The 22,422-nt window shown below is 64.7% G+C and carries 17 protein-coding genes; 12 read left to right on the top strand and 5 right to left on the bottom strand.

All coding sequences use genetic code 11. The features are described from left to right. Positions 1–177: 177 nt before the first annotated feature. From J8I82_RS22815 to J8I82_RS22795, 5 genes are all read right to left on the bottom strand, one after another. Positions 178–972: a peptidylprolyl isomerase gene (locus J8I82_RS22815; RefSeq protein ID WP_209761151.1), complete on the bottom strand. Its 795-nt coding sequence runs from the start codon at positions 970–972 to the stop codon at positions 178–180. A 35-nt stretch (positions 973–1,007) separates the two neighbouring features. After that, positions 1,008–1,289, bottom strand: a complete 282-nt coding sequence (locus J8I82_RS22810) for a BolA family protein (protein WP_133098355.1) — start codon at positions 1,287–1,289, stop codon at positions 1,008–1,010. Positions 1,290–1,326: 37 nt separating this feature from the next. Continuing rightward, positions 1,327–1,866: a septation protein A gene (locus J8I82_RS22805; RefSeq protein ID WP_063242134.1), complete on the bottom strand. Its 540-nt coding sequence runs from the start codon at positions 1,864–1,866 to the stop codon at positions 1,327–1,329. Between the two features lie 42 nt (positions 1,867–1,908). Beyond that, positions 1,909–2,373, bottom strand: coding sequence for a peptide-methionine (R)-S-oxide reductase MsrB (gene msrB, locus J8I82_RS22800; RefSeq protein ID WP_209761150.1), 465 nt, complete (start codon positions 2,371–2,373; stop codon positions 1,909–1,911). Between the two features lie 120 nt (positions 2,374–2,493). Beyond that, positions 2,494–4,077, bottom strand: coding sequence for a protein adenylyltransferase SelO (locus J8I82_RS22795; RefSeq protein ID WP_209761149.1), 1,584 nt, complete (start codon positions 4,075–4,077; stop codon positions 2,494–2,496). Positions 4,078–4,508: 431 nt separating this feature from the next. Here J8I82_RS22795 and J8I82_RS22790 point away from each other — a divergent pair, with 431 nt between their 5' ends. From J8I82_RS22790 to J8I82_RS22735, 12 genes are all read left to right on the top strand, one after another. Beyond that, positions 4,509–6,134, top strand: a complete 1,626-nt coding sequence (locus J8I82_RS22790; protein ID WP_209761148.1) for a 3-(methylthio)propionyl-CoA ligase — start codon at positions 4,509–4,511, stop codon at positions 6,132–6,134. A gap of 141 nt (positions 6,135–6,275) precedes the next feature. Then, entirely contained in the window at positions 6,276–7,526 is a 1,251-nt protein-coding gene (locus J8I82_RS22785; protein ID WP_209761147.1) for a branched-chain amino acid ABC transporter substrate-binding protein, read from the top strand. Between the two features lie 232 nt (positions 7,527–7,758). Next, a complete protein-coding gene (locus J8I82_RS22780; RefSeq protein WP_029048186.1) occupies positions 7,759–8,706 on the top strand; it encodes a branched-chain amino acid ABC transporter permease in 948 nt (315 codons plus the stop codon). 4 nt (positions 8,707–8,710) lie between these two features. Further along, complete coding sequence (locus tag J8I82_RS22775) at positions 8,711–10,024, top strand: branched-chain amino acid ABC transporter permease (protein ID WP_209761146.1); 1,314 nt, start codon at positions 8,711–8,713, stop codon at positions 10,022–10,024. Continuing rightward, on the top strand, positions 10,021–10,794 hold the full coding sequence (locus J8I82_RS22770; protein WP_029048188.1) for an ABC transporter ATP-binding protein: 774 nt from the start codon (positions 10,021–10,023) through the stop codon (positions 10,792–10,794). The genes J8I82_RS22775 and J8I82_RS22770 overlap by 4 nt, the downstream gene beginning before the upstream one ends. Continuing rightward, a complete protein-coding gene (locus J8I82_RS22765) occupies positions 10,794–11,507 on the top strand; it encodes an ABC transporter ATP-binding protein (RefSeq protein WP_209761145.1) in 714 nt (237 codons plus the stop codon). The genes J8I82_RS22770 and J8I82_RS22765 overlap by 1 nt, the downstream gene beginning before the upstream one ends. 353 nt (positions 11,508–11,860) lie before the next feature. Further along, on the top strand, positions 11,861–14,155 hold the full coding sequence (locus tag J8I82_RS22760; protein WP_431831572.1) for a TonB-dependent receptor: 2,295 nt from the start codon (positions 11,861–11,863) through the stop codon (positions 14,153–14,155). 1,269 nt (positions 14,156–15,424) lie between these two features. Then, positions 15,425–17,506: a 3-hydroxyacyl-CoA dehydrogenase NAD-binding domain-containing protein gene (locus J8I82_RS22755; protein ID WP_209761144.1), complete on the top strand. Its 2,082-nt coding sequence runs from the start codon at positions 15,425–15,427 to the stop codon at positions 17,504–17,506. 40 nt (positions 17,507–17,546) lie between these two features. Then, complete coding sequence (gene pncA, locus J8I82_RS22750) at positions 17,547–18,191, top strand: bifunctional nicotinamidase/pyrazinamidase (RefSeq protein ID WP_209761143.1); 645 nt, start codon at positions 17,547–17,549, stop codon at positions 18,189–18,191. A gap of 46 nt (positions 18,192–18,237) precedes the next feature. Beyond that, the gene (locus J8I82_RS22745) at positions 18,238–19,416 is read left to right on the top strand and encodes an acetyl-CoA C-acyltransferase (RefSeq protein WP_209761142.1); all 1,179 of its coding nucleotides are present in this window, start codon (positions 18,238–18,240) and stop codon (positions 19,414–19,416) included. Between the two features lie 248 nt (positions 19,417–19,664). After that, positions 19,665–21,527 carry an acyl-CoA dehydrogenase gene (locus J8I82_RS22740; RefSeq protein ID WP_209761141.1) on the top strand — a complete coding sequence of 621 codons (1,863 nt, stop codon included), beginning with the start codon at positions 19,665–19,667 and terminating at the stop codon, positions 21,525–21,527. 54 nt (positions 21,528–21,581) lie between these two features. Beyond that, positions 21,582–22,364: an SDR family oxidoreductase gene (locus J8I82_RS22735; protein ID WP_209761140.1), complete on the top strand. Its 783-nt coding sequence runs from the start codon at positions 21,582–21,584 to the stop codon at positions 22,362–22,364. Positions 22,365–22,422 lie beyond the last annotated feature (58 nt).

Here is a 22,422-nt window from a genome sequence, read left to right as displayed (position 1 = left end):
GGAAGGTAGGGATGGAGCTGGCGCCAGCCTGGAGCGGCGCCGTCCAAGGTCGCCCAGGCCAGCGCGCAATAGCACATGCCCCGGGAAGTGAGATGCCACAGTTGCCAGTAGGGGGCGGTCGTCTCCACACGCTGCATCGTTCAACCTTGCAGGACCGGTGAGGCGACCGGTCCGTGATTACTGGATTTTCGCCTTGTCCTTCAGCGACTTCATCATGGCCTGGAACTGCTCGCGCTGCCAGTTCTGGTCGCCCATCATCATCTGCATCAGCTGCGGCTTGACCTCTTCGAACGACGGGATCTTGGCGTCGCGCACGTCCACCAGTTCGATGATGTGCCAGCCGAACTGGGTCTTGACCGGCGTATCGGTCATCTGGCCCTTCTTCAGGCCGGTCATGGCCGCGGAGAACTCCGGCACGTAGCTGCTGCTGTTGGCCCAGTCCAGGTCGCCGCCATTGGCGGCCGAGCCCGGGTCCTTCGAGGCGGCCTTGGCCTGGTCCTCGAACTTCGCGCCGCCCTTGATCTTGGCGATGATGGCCTTGGCGTCGGCTTCCTTTTCCACCAGGATATGGCGGGCATGGTATTCCTTGCCATTGCCGAACTGCGACTTGATCTTGTCGTACTGCTTGCGCAGTTCGGCGTCGCTGGCGCCGTGGGTCTTGACGTAGTCCTCGAACACCGCGCCGGCCAGCACGTTCAGGCGTGCCTGTTCCAGTTGCTCCTGCACGTCGTCGCGCTGGGTGATACCGCGCTTGTTGGCTTCCTGCACGAGCAGTTCGCGGTCGATCAGCATGTCGCGGCCACGCTTGCGCAGCTCCGGATTGTCGGGCTGGCCGGTGCCGGCGATCAACTTGTCCAGCTTTGCCGACGGAATGGCCTTGCCATTCACGACGGCGGCATTCTGGGCGATGGCCGGCAGGCTGCCAGCTGCAAGCACAGCCGCCAGGCTGAACGAGAGGACGGAGGTCTTCATGGAATCTGGTCTGAGAGTTGCTGAAAGAAGCGCGCCTATGCGCGCGATTGGTACTCTTGGTCGGTGTACGCAGTCACGGCCAAGGCGTGGATCTGCGCGGGGAACAGACTGCGCAGCGCATCATACACCATGCGGTGTCGTGCAACCCTGCTGTGACCTGCAAAGCGCTCGCTGACGATTGTCACGTCGTAATGTCCGCCGCCGGATGCGGCGCCGGCATGTCCGGCGTGCAGTGCGCTGTCGTCGCGCACGGCCAGGTGGCTGGGGGCGAGCGCTTCTCGCAGCAACGCCTCGATCGTGGCGGGATTGGCTGCCATCGGTGGTTTCCTTCTCGGAGATAAATCGGCAGGAGCGTCAGTCCTGGCTGTTCTCGGGCATGTGCCGCGACAGCCAGACGCTCTGCGCGACGATGAATACCAGCATCAGCCCCATGCTGCCGAACAGCTTGAAATTGACCCAGACGTCGGTGGAGAACTGATAGGCCACGTAGAGGTTGAGCACACCCATGGCCGCGAAGAAGCCGGCCCAGGCGGCATTCAGGCGCGTCCACACCGGATCGGGCAAGGTGACCTGCTTTTCCATCATGGCGCGGATCAGGTTCTTGCGCCATACCATCACCGACCCCAGCAGCGCCACGGCGAACATCCAGTAGAGCACCGTCGGCTTCCACTTGATGAAGGTTTCGTTGTGCAGCACCAGCGTCGCGCCGCCGAACACGGCGATGATCAGCAGGCTGACCCACTGCATCGGCTCGACCTTGCGGTGGCGGAACCAGACCCAGCCGATCTGCACCACCGTCGCGGCGATGGCCACGGCGGTGGCGGTGTAGATGTCGGCCAGCTTGAAGGCGGCGAAGAACAGGATGACCGGAAACAGGTCGAACAGGAATTTCATGCGATACCAGGTAGTTGCCGGCCCGAGGGCCGGGGCTTGTCCTCAGCGCTGGGGGTCGCGCCGGGGTTCGTTGCCGCTGCCGGCATCGTGGGCATGATCCGCCTCACGCTGCGCCGGGTCGCGGTCATCGAATTTTAGCGCAGCCGAGTTGATGCAATAGCGCAGGCCGGTCGGGGCCGGCCCGTCCTCGAACACATGGCCCAGGTGGCTGCCGCATTCCTTGCAGCGGACTTCCACCCGCACCATGCCGTGGCTATGGTCGGCGTGCTCGGCAATGACCTCGCCGTTGATGGGACGGAAATAGCTGGGCCAGCCGCAGCCGGCGTCGAACTTGGTGGCGGACTCGAACAGCGGCGTGCCGCAGCCGACACAGTTGTAGATGCCGCGTTCCCAGTGGTCCCAGTAGCGGCCGGTGAAGGGGCGCTCGGTCGCGGCTTCGCGCGTCACACGGTATTCGATGTCGGAGAGCTGGTCACGCCACTGGGCTTCGGTCTTGGTGGTGGTCATTGTCGTTTCCTCACGGTCTTGCCGAGGTCATGGCCCCGGAACCTTCGTTGGTCGTCGCACTGGCGCGAACCTTACACCGTACGGCGCCGGCGTGCAGGCTCCGGCGCATGCGCAATCCAGTCATGACGAGCAGCTGACTTCCAGCCCGGCGGCCCAGTCAGGCGGCAGCGCGGCGTAGTGATCCGCCTCGGGCTGCTCGTCGAAGGGGCGCGACAGCACCGCCAGCAGGCGCTCGACTTCGCTGAAATCCTTTTCGCGCGCGCGCCGGATCGCGGTCTCGGCAAGGTGGTTGCGCAGCACGTATTTGGGGTTCACCGCCAGCATTTCCAGTTCGCGCGCGGCGTCGTCCGATTGCTCCGCACGCAGCCGCGCGCGGTAGTCGGCGGCCCAGGCGTCGAAGGCGGCGCGGTCCAGGAACAGGTCGCGCACCGGCGCATCGCGCGAGCCATCCTGCGACGAGATGCCGCACAGCTTGCGCCAGAACAGCGTGTAGTCGACGCGCTGCCCATGCAGCAGCTGGAACAGGCTGGTCAGCAGCGGTTCGTCGGCCTTGTCGTTCGCAACCCCGTCGCCGCCGGCCGGCGGGCGCAGGCCAAGCTTGGCGCGGTAGTGGCGGAAGAAGGCGGCGGCATAGCGGTCGCGGAACGGGTCGAGCGCTGCGCGCGCCGACTCGACAGCGGCATCGCGGGCGCCTTCCTTGTCGGTGTCCTCCGCCGGCAGCCACAGCGGCAGCAGTGCCTGCGCCAGACAGTGCAGGTTCCAGAATGCCACCTGCGGTTGCTGGCTGTAGGCGTAGCGGCCCTGCGTATCGGAGTGGTTGCAGATATGGTTGGCGTCGAACGCATCGAGGAAGCCGAACGGGCCGTAGTCGATGGTCAGGCCCAGGATCGACATATTGTCGGTGTTCATCACACCGTGGCAGAAACCGATGGCCTGCCAGTGCGCGACCAGGTCGGCGGTGCGCAGCGAGACTTCGCGCAACAGCGCCTGGTAGGGCTGTGCATCGTCGCGGCAGGCCGGCATGAAGTTGTCGATGACGAAGTCCGCCAGCTGGCGCAGCGAGGCCACGTCGTCATGCGCGGCGAAATGCTCGAAATGACCGAAGCGGACAAAGGTCGGCGCCAGGCGCGTGACCACCGCCGAGGTCTCGATGGTTTCGCGCCGCACCGGCGCGTCCGACCCGACGATGCTGAGTGCGCGCGTGGTCGGCACGCCCAGCGCGGCCATCGCTTCCGAGCACAGGTACTCGCGGATCGACGAGCGCAGCACCGCGCGGCCATCGGCCATGCGCGAGTAGGGCGTCAGCCCGGCGCCCTTGAGCTGGATTTCCCAGGGGCCCGTGGCCGTGTCGGCCTGCGCCAGCCGGATCGCGCGGCCGTCGCCGAGTTGCCCGGCCCAGATGCCGAACTGGTGTCCGGAATAGACCGTGGCAATCGGGTCGGCCCAGCGGGGCACCTGGTTGCCGACAAAGGTCTCGACAAAGCCTGGCTCGGCACCGGCCCCGGCATCCCAGCCGAGCAGCGCCGCGGCGGCCGGCGCCACGCCTACCAGGTACGGCGAGGGCAGCGGCGTTGGCTGCAGGCGCGTAAAGAATTTCTCGCCAAGCATGGAGAAGCCGGGTGTGGTGGCGAAGGGTACGGCGAGCGCCGCGGCACCGTTGGTATCGGAGTCGTGCAAGGCGTTGTACTGGGGCGTGTCTGGCATCGCGAATCGGGGCGGGAATGAGGCGCGCGGCAAGCGCAATCCGCGGGTCCGGGTGCGGCGTGCAGGGCCGCTTCGGGGGCGGTGCGGCGCCGCATGACGAGGGCACGGGAATGCGTAGATGGCTAGGGAAAACGACATGTTGAGGTGCAACATGCCACGCAGTATTGTACGTCCTCAACGGCTCACATCTGGTGAGACCGCCACGCACCGCGCAGTTATTTCCCTCCTTCAGTGCGCACATGAATCCGGTGCATGGATTTCGCAGAATTGCGGCCCCGATTACCACGCTTCACCCCACGGCTTAAGCTCAGCAGTACGGCAGTGCACACCAGATTCAACTTGACGCTGTTTCGAGGCACGCGGACAACCGCCCAAAAATAGTACGGTTGTTCGTTTTTAGACGGATCCACCAGACTTCAGGAGGCAGTTTCATGGCATTGATGGGTCAAATGATGAGCGCGCCGCTGCTCATTTCCTCCATCATCAAGCACGCCGCCCGTTATTACGGGTCGACCGAAATCGTTTCGCGCCGCACCGAGGGTGACCTGCACCGCTATACCTACCGCGATTGCGAACTGCGCGCCCGCAAGGTGGCGCAGGCGCTCGGCGCGCTGGGCGTGCAGCAGGGCGAGCGCGTCGGCACGCTGGCTTGGAACGGCTACCGCCACCTGGAGGTTTACTATGGCGTGTCGGGCATGGGCGCCGTCTGCCATACCATCAACCCGCGCCTGTTCCCCGAGCAGATCGCCTATATCGTCAACCACGCTGAAGATGGCTACGTCTTCTTCGACCTGACTTTCCTGCCGCTGGTAGAGGGCGTCGCGCCGCATTGTCCCAACGTGAAAGGCTGGGTCGCGATGACCGATCGCGCCCACATGCCGGCCGAGTCCAAGGTGCCGCTGCTCTGCTACGAGGAATTGGTCGACGCGCAGGACGGCAACTACGAATGGCCGCTGTTCGACGAGAACCTCGCGTCGAGCCTGTGCTACACCTCGGGCACCACCGGCAATCCCAAGGGCGCGCTGTATTCGCACCGCTCCACCGTGCTGCACTCGTACGCGTCGGCGTTGCCCGACGCGCTCGGCTGCTCGGCGCACGACGTGATCCTGCCCGTGGTGCCGATGTTCCACGTCAACGCCTGGGGCTTGCCGTACTCGGTGCCGCTGGTCGGCGCCAAGCTGGTGTTCCCGGGCGCCAAGCTCGACGGCGCATCGCTGTATGAACTGTTCGAGCAGGAGAAGGTGACCTTCTCCGCAGGCGTGCCGACGGTCTGGCTTGGCCTGCTGCAATACGTGCAGTCGAACAACCTGGAGTTCTCCACCTTCCGCCGCACTGTGATCGGCGGCTCGGCTGCGCCGCCGGCGATGATCCGCGCGCTCGAGGCGCTGGACGTGGAAGTCATCCACGCCTGGGGCATGACCGAGATGTCGCCGCTGGGCACCTCGTGCAAGCTGCTGGCCAAGCATGACGCACTCTCCGACGCGGACCGCCACAAGATCCAGGAGAAGCAGGGGCGCGTGATCTACGGCGTCGACATGAAGATCGTCGACGGCGAAGGGAAGGAGCTGCCATGGGACGGCAAGGCCTTCGGCGACCTGATGGTGCGCGGGCCGTGGATCATCGACAGGTACTACCGCAACGACAGCAACCCGCTGGTCGACGGCTGGTTCCCGACCGGCGACGTTGCCACCATCGATGAAGACGGCTTCATGCAGATCACGGACCGCAGCAAGGACGTGATCAAGTCCGGCGGCGAATGGATTTCGTCGATCGACATCGAGAACGTCGCCGCCGCGCACCCCGCGGTGCATATGGCGGCCTGCATCTCGGCCTACCACCCCAAGTGGGACGAGCGTCCGCTGCTGGTGGTGGTGAAGAAGCCCGGCGCAGAGGTGACGCGCGAGGAACTGCTGCAGTTCTTCGAGGGCAAGGTCGCCAAGTGGTGGATTCCGGACGATGTCGCCTTCGTCACCGAGATTCCGCTGACCGCCACCGGCAAGATGCAGAAGCTCAAGCTGCGCGAACAGTTCAAGGACTACAAGCTGCCGGCCGCCTGAGGCCGGCAGGGCAGCATCCGGTGCGCCGTGCCTGCTTGCGGCACGGCGCTGCCGGGGCGCGGCTGCATGGCGCGAACAGGAGGGCGCCACGCCGCCGGCCGCAATCAACGACAAGCCAACGACAAGAGTGAAGGAGACAGTATGACCAAGATGCGTCCGCTGGTGGCTGGTGTGGCCATGTTCGCCGCAATGGGTTCTGCGCTGGTTTCGGGTTCGGCACTCGCGGATACGGTGAAGATCGCCTTCATCGATCCGCTTTCGGGGCTGATGGCTCCCGTTGGGCAGAACCAGCTCAAGAGCTGGCAGTACGTGGCCGACGTGGCCAACCAGAAGGGCTGGGCCGGCGCGCACAAGTTCGAGGTGGTGGGCTTCGACAACAAGCTGTCGCCGCAGGAAAGCCTGACCATCCTGAAGCAGGCGATCGACCAGAACATCCGCTATATCGTGCAGGGCAACGGCTCGTCAGTCGGGCTGGCGCTGCAGGACGCGGTGGCCAAGCACAACGAGCGCAATCCCGGAAAGGAAATCGTCTACCTGAACTATGCCGCGGTGGACCCGGACATGACCAATGCCAAGTGCAATTACTGGCATTTCCGGCTCGACGCCAACTCGGACATGAAGATGGAGGCGCTCACCACCTTCCTGGCCAAGGACCCCAACGTCAAGAAGGTCTACCTGATCAACCAGAACTACTCGTTCGGGCACCAGGTGGCCAAGGCGGCCAAGGACTACCTGAAGCGCAAGCGCCCGGACATCCAGATCGTGGGTGAAGACCTGCACCCGCTGGCGCAGGTGAAGGACTTTGCGCCGTATGCGGCCAAGATCAAGGCCTCGGGCGCGGATACCGTGATCACCGGCAACTGGGGCAGCGACCTGGCACTGCTGATCAAGGCGGGCAAGGACGCCGGCCTGACCACCAACTACTACACCTACTACGCCGGCACCACCGGCGTGCCGACCGCCATGGGCGCGGCCGGTGCCGAGCACGTCAAGTATGTGGGCTACTACAACCCCAACAACAAGGGCTTCAAGGGCTCCGACGTCATCGAGGGATTCAAGAAGAAGTACAACGACGACTTCTACGTGATGGCGTCCTACACCGGCATCGCCATGCTGTCCAAGGCGTTCAAGGACGCCAACTCGACCGACCCGGTCAAGGTGGCCAAGGCGCTGGAAGGCATCAAGGTCGAGAGCATGAACGGCCTGGTCGAGATGCGCAACACCGACCACCAGGCCCAGCAGCCGCTGGTGGTGGCTACCTGGACCAAGATCGACGGCAAGGAGATCAAGTACGACCAGGAAAACACCGGGTACGGCTGGAAGACCAACGCGCAGATGGACCAGTACGTGTCCGCGCAGCCCACTTCCTGCCAGATGAAGCGGCCGGGCTGATCCTGTCCATGGCGGGCCGGCCACGATGACACGCGGCGTAGTCCAACGTGACAGCGAGCGTGACAGCGTGGCGGCCCGATCCTGCATACTCTCGGTCTTTCTGGATCGATAGCGGTAGCGTCCGGGGCGCCATGCGCCCTGCGGAGGGGGACGCTCACCCCAATCCAACCGGACGGATGCCGGCCAAACGTGACTGTAGCCACTGCGGCGGCACCAGCTTGAAGGACACGCTGTGGAATTTTTCGTCATCTCCCTGCTCAACGGCATCAGCTACGGGCTGCTGCTGTTCATGCTGTCGTCGGGCCTGACCCTGATCTTCAGCATGATGGGCGTGCTCAATTTCGCGCACGCCAGCTTCTATATGCTGGGCGCATACTTCGCCTACACCATCGCCAGCAAGGTCGGCTTCTGGCCGGCGCTGATCTTCGCGCCGCTGCTGGTCGCGGGCGCGGGCGCGCTGGTGGAGCGCTTCGGCCTGCGCACGGTGCACAAGTACGGCCACGTGGCCGAACTGCTGTTCACCTTCGGCCTGGCCTACCTGATCGAAGAGGGCGTCAAGCTGGTGTGGGGGCTGGCCGCGGTGCCGTACCGCATCCCCGCCGAGCTGGAAGGGCCGCTGTTCCAGGTATTCACCTCGACTTTCCCCAAATACCGCGCCTTCATGATGCTGGTGTCGCTGGGCATGCTGGTGGCGATCTACCTGGTACTGACACGTACCCGCATCGGCCTGGTGATCCAGGCCGCGCTGACCCATCCGGAGATGGTCGAGGCGCTCGGCCACAATGTGCCGCGCGTGTTCATGATGGTGTTCGGCGGCGGCGCCGCGCTGGCGGGGCTGGCCGGCGTGATCGGCGGCAATGCCTTCGTCACCGAGCCGTCGATGGCGGCGGCGGTGGGCTCGATCGTATTCGTGGTGGCGGTGGTCGGCGGCATGGGCTCGCTGGTGGGGGCCTTCATCGCGTCGATCCTGATCGGCGTGCTGCAGACCTTCGCGGTCACGATCGACGCATCGCTCGCGGGGCTGCTGCGCAGCCTGGGCATGGCAGTCAGCGAAGCCACGCCGTTCTATGCCTTGTGGAAGCTCACGGTGGCCCAGGTGGCGCCGGTGCTGCCGTACCTGTTGCTGGTGGTGATGCTGATCTTCCGCCCGCGTGGACTGATGGGAACCCGGGAGAGCTGAGGCCATGGAGCAAGCGATGCAACAACCGCGCGAGCCGGTGTCGACCGGCCGCACCCTGCGCTACCGCCCGCTGAACCTGGCGCGCTGGGTCATCTGGAGCCTGACCATCCTCATCATGCTGGTGCTGCCGCTGGTGTTTACCGGGGGCTTCGCCATCACGCTGATGTCGCAGATGGGCATCATGATCATCTTTGCGCTGTCGTACAACATGCTGCTCGGGCAGACCGGCATGCTGTCGTTCGGCCATGCGGTGTATTCCGGGCTGGGCGCCTTTATTGCCGTGCACGTGCTGAACATGGCCGGCGCCGGCAAGGTCTGGCTGCCGGTGTCGATGCTGCCGCTGGTGGGCGGTCTGGCCGGCGCGTTCTTTGGCGTGATCTTCGGCTATGTCACCACCAGGAAGGCCGGCACCACTTTTGCCATGATCACCATGGGCATCGGTGAGATGGTGTTCGCCAGCTCGCTGATGTTCCCCGAGTTCTTCGGCGGCGAGGGCGGCATCTCCACCAACCGCGTGGTCGGCGACCCGATCCTGGGCCTCACCTTCGGGCCCGGGCGGCAGGTCTACTACCTGATCGCGGTGTGGTGCCTGGTGTCGATGGTGGCCATGTACGCGTGGACGCAGACGCCGCTGGGCCGCATCGCCAACGCGGTACGCGACAACCCCGAGCGGGTCGAGTTCATCGGCTACAACACCCAGCGCGTGCGCTACCTGGTGCTGGTGCTGTCGGCGTTCTTCGCCGGGATTTCCGGCGCTCTCGCTGCCATCAACTTCGAGATCGTCTCGGCCGAGAACGTCAGCGCGGTGCGCTCCGGCGGCGTGCTGCTGGCGGTGTTCATCGGCGGCGCGGGCGTGTTCTTCGGGCCGATCATCGGCGCGGTGGTGTTCGTGCTGTTCGCCGTGGCGCTGTCGGACCTGACCAAGGCGTGGCTGCTGTACCTGGGCCTGTTCTTCGTGCTGATGGTGATGTTCGTGCCGGGCGGCCTGGCCAGCCTGCTGCTGATGCAGCTGCCGCTGGCGGCGAAGGGCAAGCTGCGCCGCATGCTGCCGTCCTACGCCAGGGCCGGCGCGGCCGGCGTGGTGCTGCTGCTGGCGATGATCGTGACGGTCGAGCTGGTCTACAAGGTGCAGGTCGACAGCGCCAATGGCACGGCCATGAAGCTGTTCGGCGTCGGCTTCGATGCCGCGACGTGGACGCCATGGGCGGTGGCGGCGCTGCTGTGGGCCGTGGGGCTGGCCGCATGGCGGCTGACGGTGCGCGCATCGCGCGCGGAATGGGACAAGGTGCAGGCGGAGATCGCGGGAGGCATGGCATGACGGCGGCACTGGAACTGACCGAGGTACGCAAGAAGTTCGGCCAGACGGAGATCATCCGCGGTGTGAACCTGAGCATCCCCAAGGGCGAGCGCCACGCGCTGATCGGTCCCAACGGAGCGGGCAAGTCCACCACCTTCAACCTGATCTCGGGCCGCTTTGCGCCCACCAGCGGCACGGTGCGCCTGAACGGGCAGGAGATTGGCGGGCTGCAGCCGTTCGTGATCAACCGCATGGGGCTGTCGCGCAGCTTCCAGATCACCAATATCTTCCATCGGCTGTCGGTGTTCGAGAACCTGCGCTGCGCGGTGCTGTGGTCGCTCGGCTACAAGTATTCGTTCTGGCACCGGCTGACGGGTTTGCGCGATGCGCGCGAGCGGGCCGATGAGGTACTGGAGCTGATCGGCATGCAGCATCGGCGCAATACGCAGGCGGGCCTGCTGACCTACGCCGAGCAGCGCGCGCTGGAGATCGGCATCACCATCGCCGGCGGAGCCGAGGTGATCCTGCTGGATGAGCCTACCGCGGGCATGAGCCGCTCCGAGTCCGACCATGCGGTCGAGCTGATCCGCAAGGTCACCGTCGGCAAGACGCTGGTGATGGTGGAGCACGACATGAGCGTGGTGTTCGGGCTGGCCGACCGCATTTCGGTTCTGGTCTACGGCGAAGTGATTGCCACCGATACCCCGCAGGCGATCCGCAACAACCGCAAGGTCAAGGAAGCCTACCTGGGGACCACGCTGGACGAAGACGCCACCGAAGGAGCGCACTGATGGGCAAGCGGATGCTGGAAGTCACGGGCCTGCATGCCTACTACGGCAAGAGCCATATCCTGCATGGCGTCGATGCGCATATCGACGAAGGCGAGATCGTCGCGCTGCTGGGGCGCAATGGCGTCGGACGCTCGACCATGGCCAAGGCCATCCTCGGCATGGTCAAGGCCGAGGGCTCGGTGAAGTTCCGCGGCGAGGAGATCCTGGGGCGGCGGACGTTCGAGATCGCGCACCTCGGCATCGGCTATGTGCCGGAGAACCGGGATATCTTCCCGACGCTGACGGTGCGGCAGAACCTGCTGCTGGGCGAAAAGCGCAATCCGCGGCAGCCCAGGCCGCGTTGGTCGGTGGAGGACATGTTCAATATGTTCCCCCGCCTCAGGGAGCGCGAGAACACCGCCGCGGGCGTATTGTCCGGCGGCGAGCAGCAGATGCTGACGCTGTGCCGGACGTTGATGGGCGATCCCGACCTGGTGCTCATCGACGAACCCACCGAAGGGCTGGCACCGATGATCGTGGCGCTGGTGGGGGACTACCTGAAAACGCTGAAGGAGCGGGGCGTCTCCGTACTGCTGATCGAGCAGAAGCTGGCGATTGCGCTGGATATCTCGCAGCGGGTCTATGTCATGGGACATGGGCATATCGTGTTCGAGGGCACGCCTGGCGAGCTCAAGGCGAACTCGCAGATCCGGAAGGAGTGGCTGGAGGTTTGAGCGATGCGCCGGCGCCGCAGCCCATGTAGCGTCGGCGCGACTTCAGCGCTTTCGTTGCCGCTCGGGGGAAAGCGGCTCCTTCGCCACCTTAGGCCGCTTCGATCCTCTCGATAGGTTAAGTATTCAACTTTCCTGTCGTTGACAAGTCTCTTTGTAACACTGTTGTAAATTTGTCTTAATTCCGCATTGGGAATGATTCGCATTTGTACTTCGATTCCTGCATCCCTATAATCGCCCGCCGGGGATGGATGACTTGATTCACGGGCGACGGAGGTAGCGCTTCCTTGGGCTTGTCTTCATGACCACGCTTGTTCGCGTCAAGAACTACAAGACAACACAGGGAAGGCAAGACCGTGAAAGGAAACCAGAAGTCGTTTGAATTGACCCCGCTCGCCGCTGCGCTGGCAGGTGCCGTCGCAGCGTTTGCCATGCAGGGTGCATCGGCGCAGGAGAGCCAGCCTGCCGCCACCACCACCGGCAAGGCTGCGCCGGTGACGCTGGAGCGGGTCACCGTCACCGGCAAGCGCGAGGACGGCTACAAGGTGGAAGAGGCGCAGTCGCCCAAGTTCACCGCGCCGCTGCTCGATACGCCCAAGTCCGTGACCGTGGTGCCAGCCGAGGTGATCCAGCAATCCGGCTCCAACTCGCTGCAGGATGCGCTGCGCACCACGCCGGGCATCACCTTCGGCGCCGGCGAAGGCGGCAACCCGATCGGCGACCGTCCTTTCATCCGCGGTTTTGACTCGATGTCGAGCATCTATGTCGACGGCGTGCGCGACACCGCGTCGCAGACCCGCGACACCTTCAACATCGAAAACATCGAAGTCATCAAGGGCCCCAGCTCGGCCTTCGGCGGCAAGGGCTCGGCCGGCGGCATGATCAATATCGTGTCGAAGCTGCCCCAGGCCGAAAACTTTGCGCAGGGCTCGATCGGCGTGGGCACGGACTCCTACTTCCGCGCCACGGCCGATGGCAACTACGTGGTCAACGACAATACCGCCGTGCGCCTGAACGCGCTGGGCTATACCGCCAACGTGCCGGGCCGCGACGAGGTCGACCAGAACTCGTGGGGCTTCGCGCCGTCGGTGACGTTCGGCATGAAGTCGGATACTAAGGTCACGCTGTCGTACTACCACCTGCAGGGCAACGGCATGCCGGACTACAGCATTCCGTACTCGCGCCCGGCGAGCCAGTCGACCAAGGCCAATCCGTCGCAGCCTGTTGCCGTCGACCGCAACAACTTCTATGGCCTGACCGGTCGCGATTTCCAGAAGACGCAGTCGGATATTGCGACGGCCACGGTCCAGCATGATTTCCGCAACGGCCTGGTGTTCAGCAACACCACGCGCTGGGGCCGCGCCAGCAACAACTACATCGTTACCAATCCTGACGACAGCCGCGGCAACGTGCCGCGCGGCTTTGTCTGGCGCAATACCAAGAACCGTGACTCGGCCACCGAAACGCTGACCAACCAGACCGACCTGACCGCCAAGTTCGAGACCGGCAGCCTCAAGCACAGCGTGCTGTTCGGCTTCGAATTCAGCCGCGACGATACCAACAACACGCCGTATAACGTTCTGTCGGCAAATCCTGCTTCCAATCCCACGGCCGCTGTGCCGACGGTGCCGGGCATTTGCAACGCATCGCTGGTGGCAAGCTTCGACTGCACGCCGCTGGCCAACCCGAACCCGAATGACCCGTGGCGCGGCAATATCACCAAGATGCCGTTCACCACCAACACCACCACCAACACGCGCTCGGTCTACCTGTTCGATACGGTAGAGATCACCAAGCAGTGGATGGTCAATGGTGGCGTTCGTTACGACAGCTATGACACGCACGCCTTCACCAACGCCTATACCAACCCGAATACCGGCGCGGCAGTGGCGCAGGTCGATATCCGCAACAAGTCGAATTTCTTCAACTACCAGGCCGGCGTGGTCTACAAGCCGGTCGAGTTCGGCAGCATCTACGTGTCGTATGGCACGTCGTCGACGCCGCCGGGTTCGACCAACGGTGATGGCGCCGACAACATCACGGCGGCACAGCGAAACCTGGAACCGGAAACCGCGCGCTCGGTGGAAATCGGCACCAAGTGGGATCTGCTGGCCAAGCGCCTGTCGCTGACTGGTGCGATCTTCCAGATCGAGAAGAACAATGCGCGCGTGGCGGTCGATGCCAACACCACGGTCAATGCCGGCAAGCAGCGCGTGAAGGGCTTCGAGCTGGGCTTTGCCGGAAACCTGACGGACAAGTGGGGTCTGTTCGGCGGCTATACGTACCTGAATAGCGAACTGATCGATAACGGTCCGCAGGCTGCCAACGCGGCCAACAACGGGAACCAGTTTCCGAATACGCCCAAGAACAGCTTCAGCCTGTGGACCACCTACCAGGTGCTGCCGGCGCTGACGGTGGGCGGTGGTGCGTACTATGTCGACAAGGTCTATGCCAATCCGGCCAACTCGCTGTATGTGCCTTCGTACTGGCGCTTTGATCTGATGGCGGCTTATCGCGTCAACAAGAATCTGTCGTTGCAGTTGAATGTGCAGAATCTGTTTGACAAGACTTATTACACCAAGGCGCATAACCACTATGGGGCGTTGGGTGCTGGGCGATTTGGGATGTTGACGGCTAACTTCAAGTTCTAAGCTGGTTTTTGGGATTGGCCTGCGGCCCGGCTCTCGCGATTGGCGGGAGGCGGGCCGTTTTTGTTTTTTGGGGCTTGCTTGGTGACATGCTGTCGGCCGCTTGAAGCGTTGTGGTCGCTGTTGGTGACATGCTGTCGGCCGTTGAACCGCCTGGTTCCGCCCTCCTGGGCGGGTCACTTTTTGGCCGAGCGCCAAAAAGTAACCAAAAAACGCGTCGCCTGAGCGGCTGGCTATCCATTCATCGGCGTGGGTGGTTCGGACGGTGGCGATTTCCGTTCGATGTGGCTGGTGGTTCGAACCTGCTACGCCAGGTGAGTTTGGGATAGTGGCTACGTCGACCCACTATTGGACGATCCCCATGCCGGGCGTAGGCCGCCTGCTGCCGGCGTCAACGCAGGAACGCCTTCGGCTGCGCTGCGCGCCGGCAGCATCTGGGATTTAGGGCTCGGGCACGGAGTGCGTCGCTGCGCTCGCACAGCGCCGTCGTGAAAGACGCCGGACCCGAAGCCGGGCGAGGACGTGGGCTCAACCCTGCTCTTAGGGCCGGCGCGCAGCGCAGCCGAAGGCGTTCCTACCATGCCGCCAGCAGCAGGGGCCACCCACAGCTCTGGGCTCGTTCAACCAATGGGTCTATCCCGAGCCGCCTCGGCGCACCAGGGCGTCAGGCAGTCCTGCTTTGTGAGGAAGCTTAGCCCCGTACGAAAGCTCTCGCGCACTACGATAAGAGTGGCCGCCCGCAGGGCCGTTAACGCGCTTTTTGGTTACTTTTTGGCGCTCGGCCAAAAAGTGACCCGCCCAGGAGGGCGGAACCAAGCGGTTCACAAGCCGACAGCATGTCATCAATGGCGACAACAAAGCTTCAAAGGCCGACAGCATGCCACCAACAGCGACGCCAAAACCAACCCAGTTCCAATGCAACTCGGCCCGCCCCAGCCCGAATTTAACGCCCATACTGACCTTAAACCCAGCTCTCCCAAGATGTGCCCGATGCGCCACCAGCGAACGGGCGACGCCATCCTCGACTCAGACCTTCCATGCACCGCGATAAAAACCAAAATTCACCCCACTCATGCCACCCCAAAACCCCCGAAATTAAAATTGAACGACCGTGCTATTTTGTGTATGCTTGTTTCGCCCAAGCCCCGGAAGGCTTGCGGCAAGCGGGAGTCGCGGCGGGTTTACCCTGTGCCAATCGCCCCCCCGTACCTGGCAGCAAAACAATAATTCGAGAATTCGAATCCCGAGACAACCTTTAGCAAAGGAACCAGCATGACAGCGCAGTATCAGGTTCAGGACGGCGTAGCCGTCATCACGCTCGACAATCCCCCTGTCAACGGCCTGGGTCACAGCACCCGTCTTGGCATCGTCGAAGGCATGACCCGTGCGCTGGACGATGCCGCCGTCAAGGCGATCGTCATTACCGGCGCCGGCAAGGCATTCTCGGGCGGCGCCGATATCCGTGAATTCAACACCCCCAAGGCCATGCAGGAGCCGACGCTGCATTCGGTGATCCGCGTGCTGGAGGCCTCGTCCAAGCCCGTGGTTGCCGCCGTGCACTCGGTCGCCATGGGGGGCGGCCTGGAGCTGGCGCTGGGCTGTAACTACCGCGTGGCTTCCAAGGGCGCGCAGATCGCGCTGCCGGAAGTGAAGCTGGGCCTGCTGCCCGGCGCCGGCGGCACGCAGCGCCTGCCGCGCGTGATCGGCCTCGAGGCCGCCGCCAACATGATCGTGTCCGGCACCCCGGTGCTGTCCGAGAAGTTCGCCGGCACCAAGCTGTTCGATGAAATCGTCGAGGGCGACGTGCTGCCCGCGGCGGTCAAGTTCGCGCAGAACGTCGGCGCCGCCAGCGGCCCGCACCCGAAGGTGCGCGACCTGAAGGTCCGCCACGAGAACGCCGAAGGCTACCTCGGCTTTGCCCGCAACACCGTGGCGGCGATGGCCAAGAACTTCCCGGCGCCGCTGAAGTGCCTGGAAGCGGTGGCCGGCTCGCTCAAGCCGTTCGAGCAGGGCCTGAAGGAAGAGCGCGAGGGCTTCCTGTACCTGGTGACCACCCCGGAATCGCGCGCGCTGCGCCACGCCTTCTTTGGCGAGCGTGCCGCCAGCAAGATCCCCGACGTGCCCGAAGGCACTCCCGTGCGCAAGATCGAGAAGGTTGCCGTGATCGGCGCCGGCACGATGGGCGGCGGCATCAGCATGAATTTTTTGAACGCGGGCATCCCGGTCACCATCCTGGAAACCAAGCAGGAAGCGCTGGACCGCGGCATCGGCATCATCCGCAAGAACTACGAGAACAGCGCCAAGAAGGGCAAGCTCACGCCGGAGAAGGTCGAGCAGCGCATGGGCCTGCTGAGCACCACGCTGTCCTATGACGACATCAAGGACGTCGACATGGTCATCGAGGCCGTGTTCGAGGAAATGGGCGTCAAGGAAGTCGTGTTCAAGAAGCTGGATGAAGTGATGAAGCCCGGCGCGATCCTGGCTTCGAACACCTCCACGCTGGACGTGAACAAGATCGCCTCGTTCACCAGGCGTCCGCAGGACGTGGTCGGCATGCACTTCTTCAGCCCGGCCAACGTGATGAAGCTGCTGGAAGTGGTGCGCGGCGAGAAGACCGGCAAGGACGTGCTGGCCACGGTCATGCAGATCGGCAAGAAGATCAAGAAGACCGCGGTGGTATCGGGCGTGTGCGACGGCTTTATCGGCAACCGCATGATCGAGCAGTACAGCCGCCAGGCCGGCTACCTGCTGGATGAAGGCGCGCTGCCGGAGCAGGTCGACAAGGCCATCGAGAAGTTCGGCTTTGCCATGGGCCCGTTTCGCATGGGCGACCTGGCCGGCAACGACATCGGCTGGGCCATCCGCAAGCGCCGCGCCGTAGACAAGCCCGAGATCCAGTACTCCAAGACCGCCGACCTGCTGTGCGAGATGGGCCGTTACGGCCAGAAGACCGGCGCGGGCTGGTACGACTACAAGGCGGGCGACCGCAAGCCGTACCCGAACCAGCAGGTCAACGACATGATCGTGCAACACTCCAAGGACCTGGGCATCACGCGCCGCAAGATCTCTGACGAAGAGATCGTCGAGCGCCTGGTGTTCGCGCTGGTCAACGAAGGCGCCAAGATCCTGGAAGAGGGCATTGCTTCCAAGGCCTCGGATATCGACATGGTGTACCTGACCGGCTACGGCTTCCCGCTGTTCCGCGGCGGCCCGATGCTGTATGCGGACCAGGTCGGCCTGTACAACGTGGCGCTGGCTATGAGGCGCTACGCCAAGGGCTACCACGGCGAAGCCTGGCAGGTCGCGCCGCTGCTGCAGAAGCTGGCGGACGAAGGCAAGGGCTTTAACGGGTAATAGCGGCTAATACACCGACAGGGTTCAGCCAGGAGCGGCCATGAACACCACCATCGGACCGGACGATTGCCTGCTGGTGATCGACGTGCAGAACGACTTCATGCCGGGCGGCGCGCTTGCCGTGCCCAACGGCGATGAGGTGGTGCCCGTCATCAATCGGCTGGCGCGTGCGTTCGGGCACGTGGTGGTGACGCAGGACTGGCATCCGGCCGCGCACGTTTCATTCGCGGCCAACCATGCCGGCACGCAGCCGTTCCAGATGCTCACGCTGCCGTATGGCGAGCAGGTGCTGTGGCCTGTGCACTGCGTGCAGGACACGCCCGGCGCCGCGCTGCATGCGGGCCTGCACGTGCCGCACGCCCGGCTGGTGATCCGCAAGGGCCACCATGCCGACGTGGACAGCTACTCCGCCTTCCTTGAAGCGGACCGCGCCACGCGCACCGGGCTGGCAGGCTACCTGCGCGAGCATGGCGTGAAGCGCGTGTTCTGCGCCGGGCTGGCGACGGACTACTGCGTGGCCTGGAGCGCGCTCGATGCGCGCGCTGCTGGCTTCGAGGCCGCGGTGATCGAGGATGCGTGCCGCGCCATCGACCTGCAGGGGTCGCTGGCCAGGGCATGGCAGGACCTCGGCGCCGCCGGCGTTGCACGTGTCATGTCCACCGATGTGCTCAAGGGCCAGGGCTGAACCAAAACCACCGAACTGAACGACACAAGATTCCGAGGAGCAACACATGAACGAAGCAGTCATCGTATCCACCGCACGGACCGGCCTGGCCAAGAGCTGGAAGGGCGCCTTCAACATGACCCACGGCGCCACGCTGGGTGGCCACGCCGTGCAGCACGCGATCGCCCGCGCCAGGATCGACGCCGCCGAAGTGGAAGACGTGCTGATGGGCTGCGCCAACCCGGAAGGCGCCACCGGTGCCAATATTGCGCGCCAGATCGCACTGCGCGCCGGCTGCCCTGTCACCGTGCCCGGTGCCACCGTCAACCGCTTCTGCTCGTCGGGCCTGCAGACCATCGCCATGGCCGCGCAGCGCGTGATCGCCGATGAGGGCGACATCTTCGTCGCCGGCGGCGTGGAAAGCATCTCCTGCGTGCAGCAGGAAATGAACCGCCACATGGTCCAGGAAAGCTGGCTGGTCAAGAACAAGCCGGAAATCTACTGGAACATGCTGCAGACCGCCGAGAACGTGGCCAAGCGCTACAGCATCTCGAAGGATCGCCAGGATGAGTACGGCGTGCGCAGCCAGCAACGCGCCGCCGCCGCGCAGGAAGCCGGCAAGTTCAAGGACGAGATCGTGCCGATGACGGTGCTTGCCGGCGTCGCCGACAAGTCCACCGGCCAGCTGGTGACGAAGGAAGTCACCATCGACCGCGACGAAGGGATCCGCGCCGACACCACGCTGGAAGGCGTGGCCAAGATCCGCAGCGCGGTGCCGGGCGGCGTGATCACCGCCGGCAATGCCTCGCAGTTCTCGGACGGCGCCTCGGCTGCCGTGGTGATGAACGCGCGCGTGGCCGAGGCCCGCGGCCTGCAGCCGCTGGGCGTGTTCCGCGGCTTTGCCGTGGCCGGTTGCGAGCCGGACGAAATGGGCATCGGTCCCGTGTTCGCGGTGCCCAAGCTGCTGAAGAAGGCCGGCCTGAAGGTCGAGGACATCGGCCTGTGGGAGCTGAATGAAGCCTTCGCCGTGCAGGTGCTGTACTGCGCCGACAAGCTGGGCATCCCGATGGACCGCCTCAACGTCAACGGCGGCGCCATCGCGGTGGGCCATCCGTACGGCGTGTCGGGTGCGCGCCTGGTCGGCCATGCGCTGATCGAAGGCAAGCGCCGCGGCGTGAAGTACGTGGTGGTGACCATGTGCATCGGCGGCGGGCAGGGCGCGGCTGGGTTGTTCGAAGTCCTGTAATCGCCAGCGACGCCGGCGCGCTGCCGGTTTGCTCCCCTCTCCCGCTCGCGGGAGAGGGGCAGGGGGTGAGGGCAGGCGGTGGCATGCCGCCGGCCCGGACTTCGTAGTACCGCCCGGCCCTCACCCCAACCCTCTCCCGCGAGCGGGAGAGGGAACACCCACGCGGTGTATTCCAGGGTTCCGGCGGTTCGGGCAAGTAAGCTACATGCATTCGCGAGCGCCCACGCAGCGCTCCGCCTGGAGACACCATGTCGATGATCCTTTCCCGTCGCGACCTGAACTTCATTCTGTACGAATGGCTCAAGGTCGATGAACTGACCCGCATTCCGCGCTACGCCGACCACTCGCGCGAGACCTTTGATGCCGCGCTGGACACCTGCGAGAAGATCGCCACCGACCTGTTCGCGCCGCACAACAAGAAGAACGACCAGCACGAACCCGAATTCGACGGCGAGACCGTCAGCATCATCCCCGAGGTCAGCACCGCGCTGAAGGCCTTCTGCGAGGCTGGGCTGATGGCAGCGGGCCAGGATTACGAACTGGGCGGCATGCAGTTGCCGGTGGTGGTCGAGAAAGCCGGCTTCGCCTACTTCAAGGGCGCCAACGTCGGCACCAGTTCCTACCCGTTCCTGACCATCGGCAACGCCAACCTGCTGCTGACGCACGGCACGCCGGCGCAGGTCGAAACCTTCGTCAAGCCGGAGATGGAAGGGCGCTTCTTCGGCACCATGTGCCTGTCGGAGCCGCAGGCCGGCTCGTCGCTGTCGGATATCACGACGCGCGCCGAGTATGAAGGCGAATCGCCGCTGGGTGCGCAGTACCGCCTGCGCGGCAACAAGATGTGGATTTCCGCCGGCGAGCACGAGCTGTCGGACAACATCGTCCACCTGGTGCTGGCCAAGATCCCCGGCCCGGACGGCAAGCTGATCCCGGGCGTGAAGGGCATCTCGCTGTTCATCGTGCCCAAGTACCTGGTCAACGAGGATGGCTCGCTCGGCGAGCACAACGACGTGGTGCTGGCCGGCCTGAACCACAAGATGGGCTACCGCGGCACCACCAACTGCCTGCTGAACTTCGGCGAAGGCATGAAGTACCAGCCGGGCGGCAAGGCCGGTGCCATCGGCTACCTGGTGGGCGAGCCGCACAAGGGCCTGGCCTGCATGTTCCACATGATGAATGAGGCGCGCATCGGCGTGGGCCTGGGCGCGGTGATGCTCGGTTATACCGGCTACCTGCATGCGCTGGACTACGCGCGCAACCGTCCGCAAGGCCGCCCCGTCGGGCCCGGCGGGAAGGACGCTGCCAGCCCGCAGGTGAAGCTGGTCGAGCACGCGGATATCCGCCGCATGCTGCTGGCGCAGAAGAGCTATGTCGAGGGCGGCCTGGCGCTGAACCTGTACTGCGCGCGGCTGGTGGACGAGGAAGAAGCCGCTGCCGCCGCGGGCGGCCAGGAAGCGCACGCGCGCCTGGCGCTGCTGCTCGACATCCTGACCCCCATCGCCAAGAGCTGGCCGTCGCAATGGTGCCTGGAGGCCAACAACCTGGCGATCCAGGTGCACGGCGGCTACGGCTATACCCGCGAATACAACGTCGAGCAGTTCTACCGCGACAACCGCCTGAACCCGATCCACGAAGGCACGCATGGCATCCAGGGACTGGACCTGCTGGGCCGCAAGGTGGTGATGAAGGATGGCGCCGCGTTCAGGCTGCTGGGCGAGCGCGTGCAGGCCACCATCGGCCGCGCACTGGCCGCGGACGATGCCGAACTCGCCCAGCAGGCGCACGCGCTCGGCGCCGCGACGAAACGCCTGGCCGAAGTGACCCAGACGCTGTGGAGTGCCGGCGATGCCAACGTGACGCTGGCCAACGCGTCGGTCTACCTGGAGGCCTTCGGGCACGTGGTGGTCGCGTGGATCTGGCTGGAGCAGGCGCTGCTGGCACAGGCGGCGCTGGCGCAGTCCAGCGGCAAGGAGGACCAGGACTTCTATCGCGGCAAGCTGGCGGCGGCGGCGTACTTTTTCCGCTTCGAGCTGCCCAGGGTCGGCCCCCAGCTCGACTTGCTGGCATCGCTCGATCGCACCACGCTGGATATGCAGGACGCCTGGTTCTGATCACTGGTTCTGATCGCTTGCTACATCATTCAAAGACAACCAAGGAAGAGACACATGCGCACCATCCAGCAACTGTTTGACCTGAAGGGCAAGACCGCGCTGATCACCGGCGGCTCGCGCGGCCTTGGCCTGCAGATCGCCGAGGCACTGGGCGAGCAGGGCGCGCGTATCGTGCTGTCGGCGCGCAAGGCCGACGAGCTGCGCGCGGCGCAGGAACACCTGAAGGGCCTCGGCATCGAGGCTGACTGGATCGCCGCCGACGGCTCGCAGGAATCCGAGATCATCCGGCTGGCCGACGAGGCCATCGCCAGGCTTGGCCACGTCGACATCCTGGTCAACAACGCCGGCGCTACCTGGGGCGCCCCGGCCGAAGACCATCCGGTGGAAGCGTGGGACAAGGTGATGAACCTGAATATCCGCGGCCTGTTCCTGCTGAGCCAGCGCATCGGCAAGCTGTCGATGATCCCGCGCCGCTACGGCCGCATCATCAACGTGGCGTCGATCGCGGGCCTGGCCGGCAATCCGCCGGGGTCGATGGAGACCATCGCCTACAACACCTCGAAGGGCGCGGTGGTCAACTTCACCCGCACGCTGGCGGGCGAGTGGGGCGAGCACAACATCACCGTCAACGCGCTGGCGCCGGGCTTCTTCCCGTCGAAGATGACCAAGGGCTCGCTCGAGCGCATGGGCGTCGAAGCGATGTGCGCCGGCGTGCCGCTGCACCGCCTGGGCGACGACGAAGACCTCAAGGGCGCCGCGCTGCTGTTTGCCAGCGATGCCGGCAAGCACATCACCGGGCAGATCCTCGCGGTCGACGGCGGCGTCAGCGCGGTCTGAGCGCGGTGTGAGCGACTGCCGGCGTTTGCGGCAATAATGCGGGATCGGTACCGGCGGG

The organism is Cupriavidus consociatus, from assembly GCF_017814975.1.
Classification (GTDB): domain Bacteria; phylum Pseudomonadota; class Gammaproteobacteria; order Burkholderiales; family Burkholderiaceae; genus Cupriavidus; species Cupriavidus consociatus.
The sequence above is the reverse complement of the archived record's forward strand: the minus strand, read 5'-3'. Positions and strand labels throughout refer to the sequence as shown.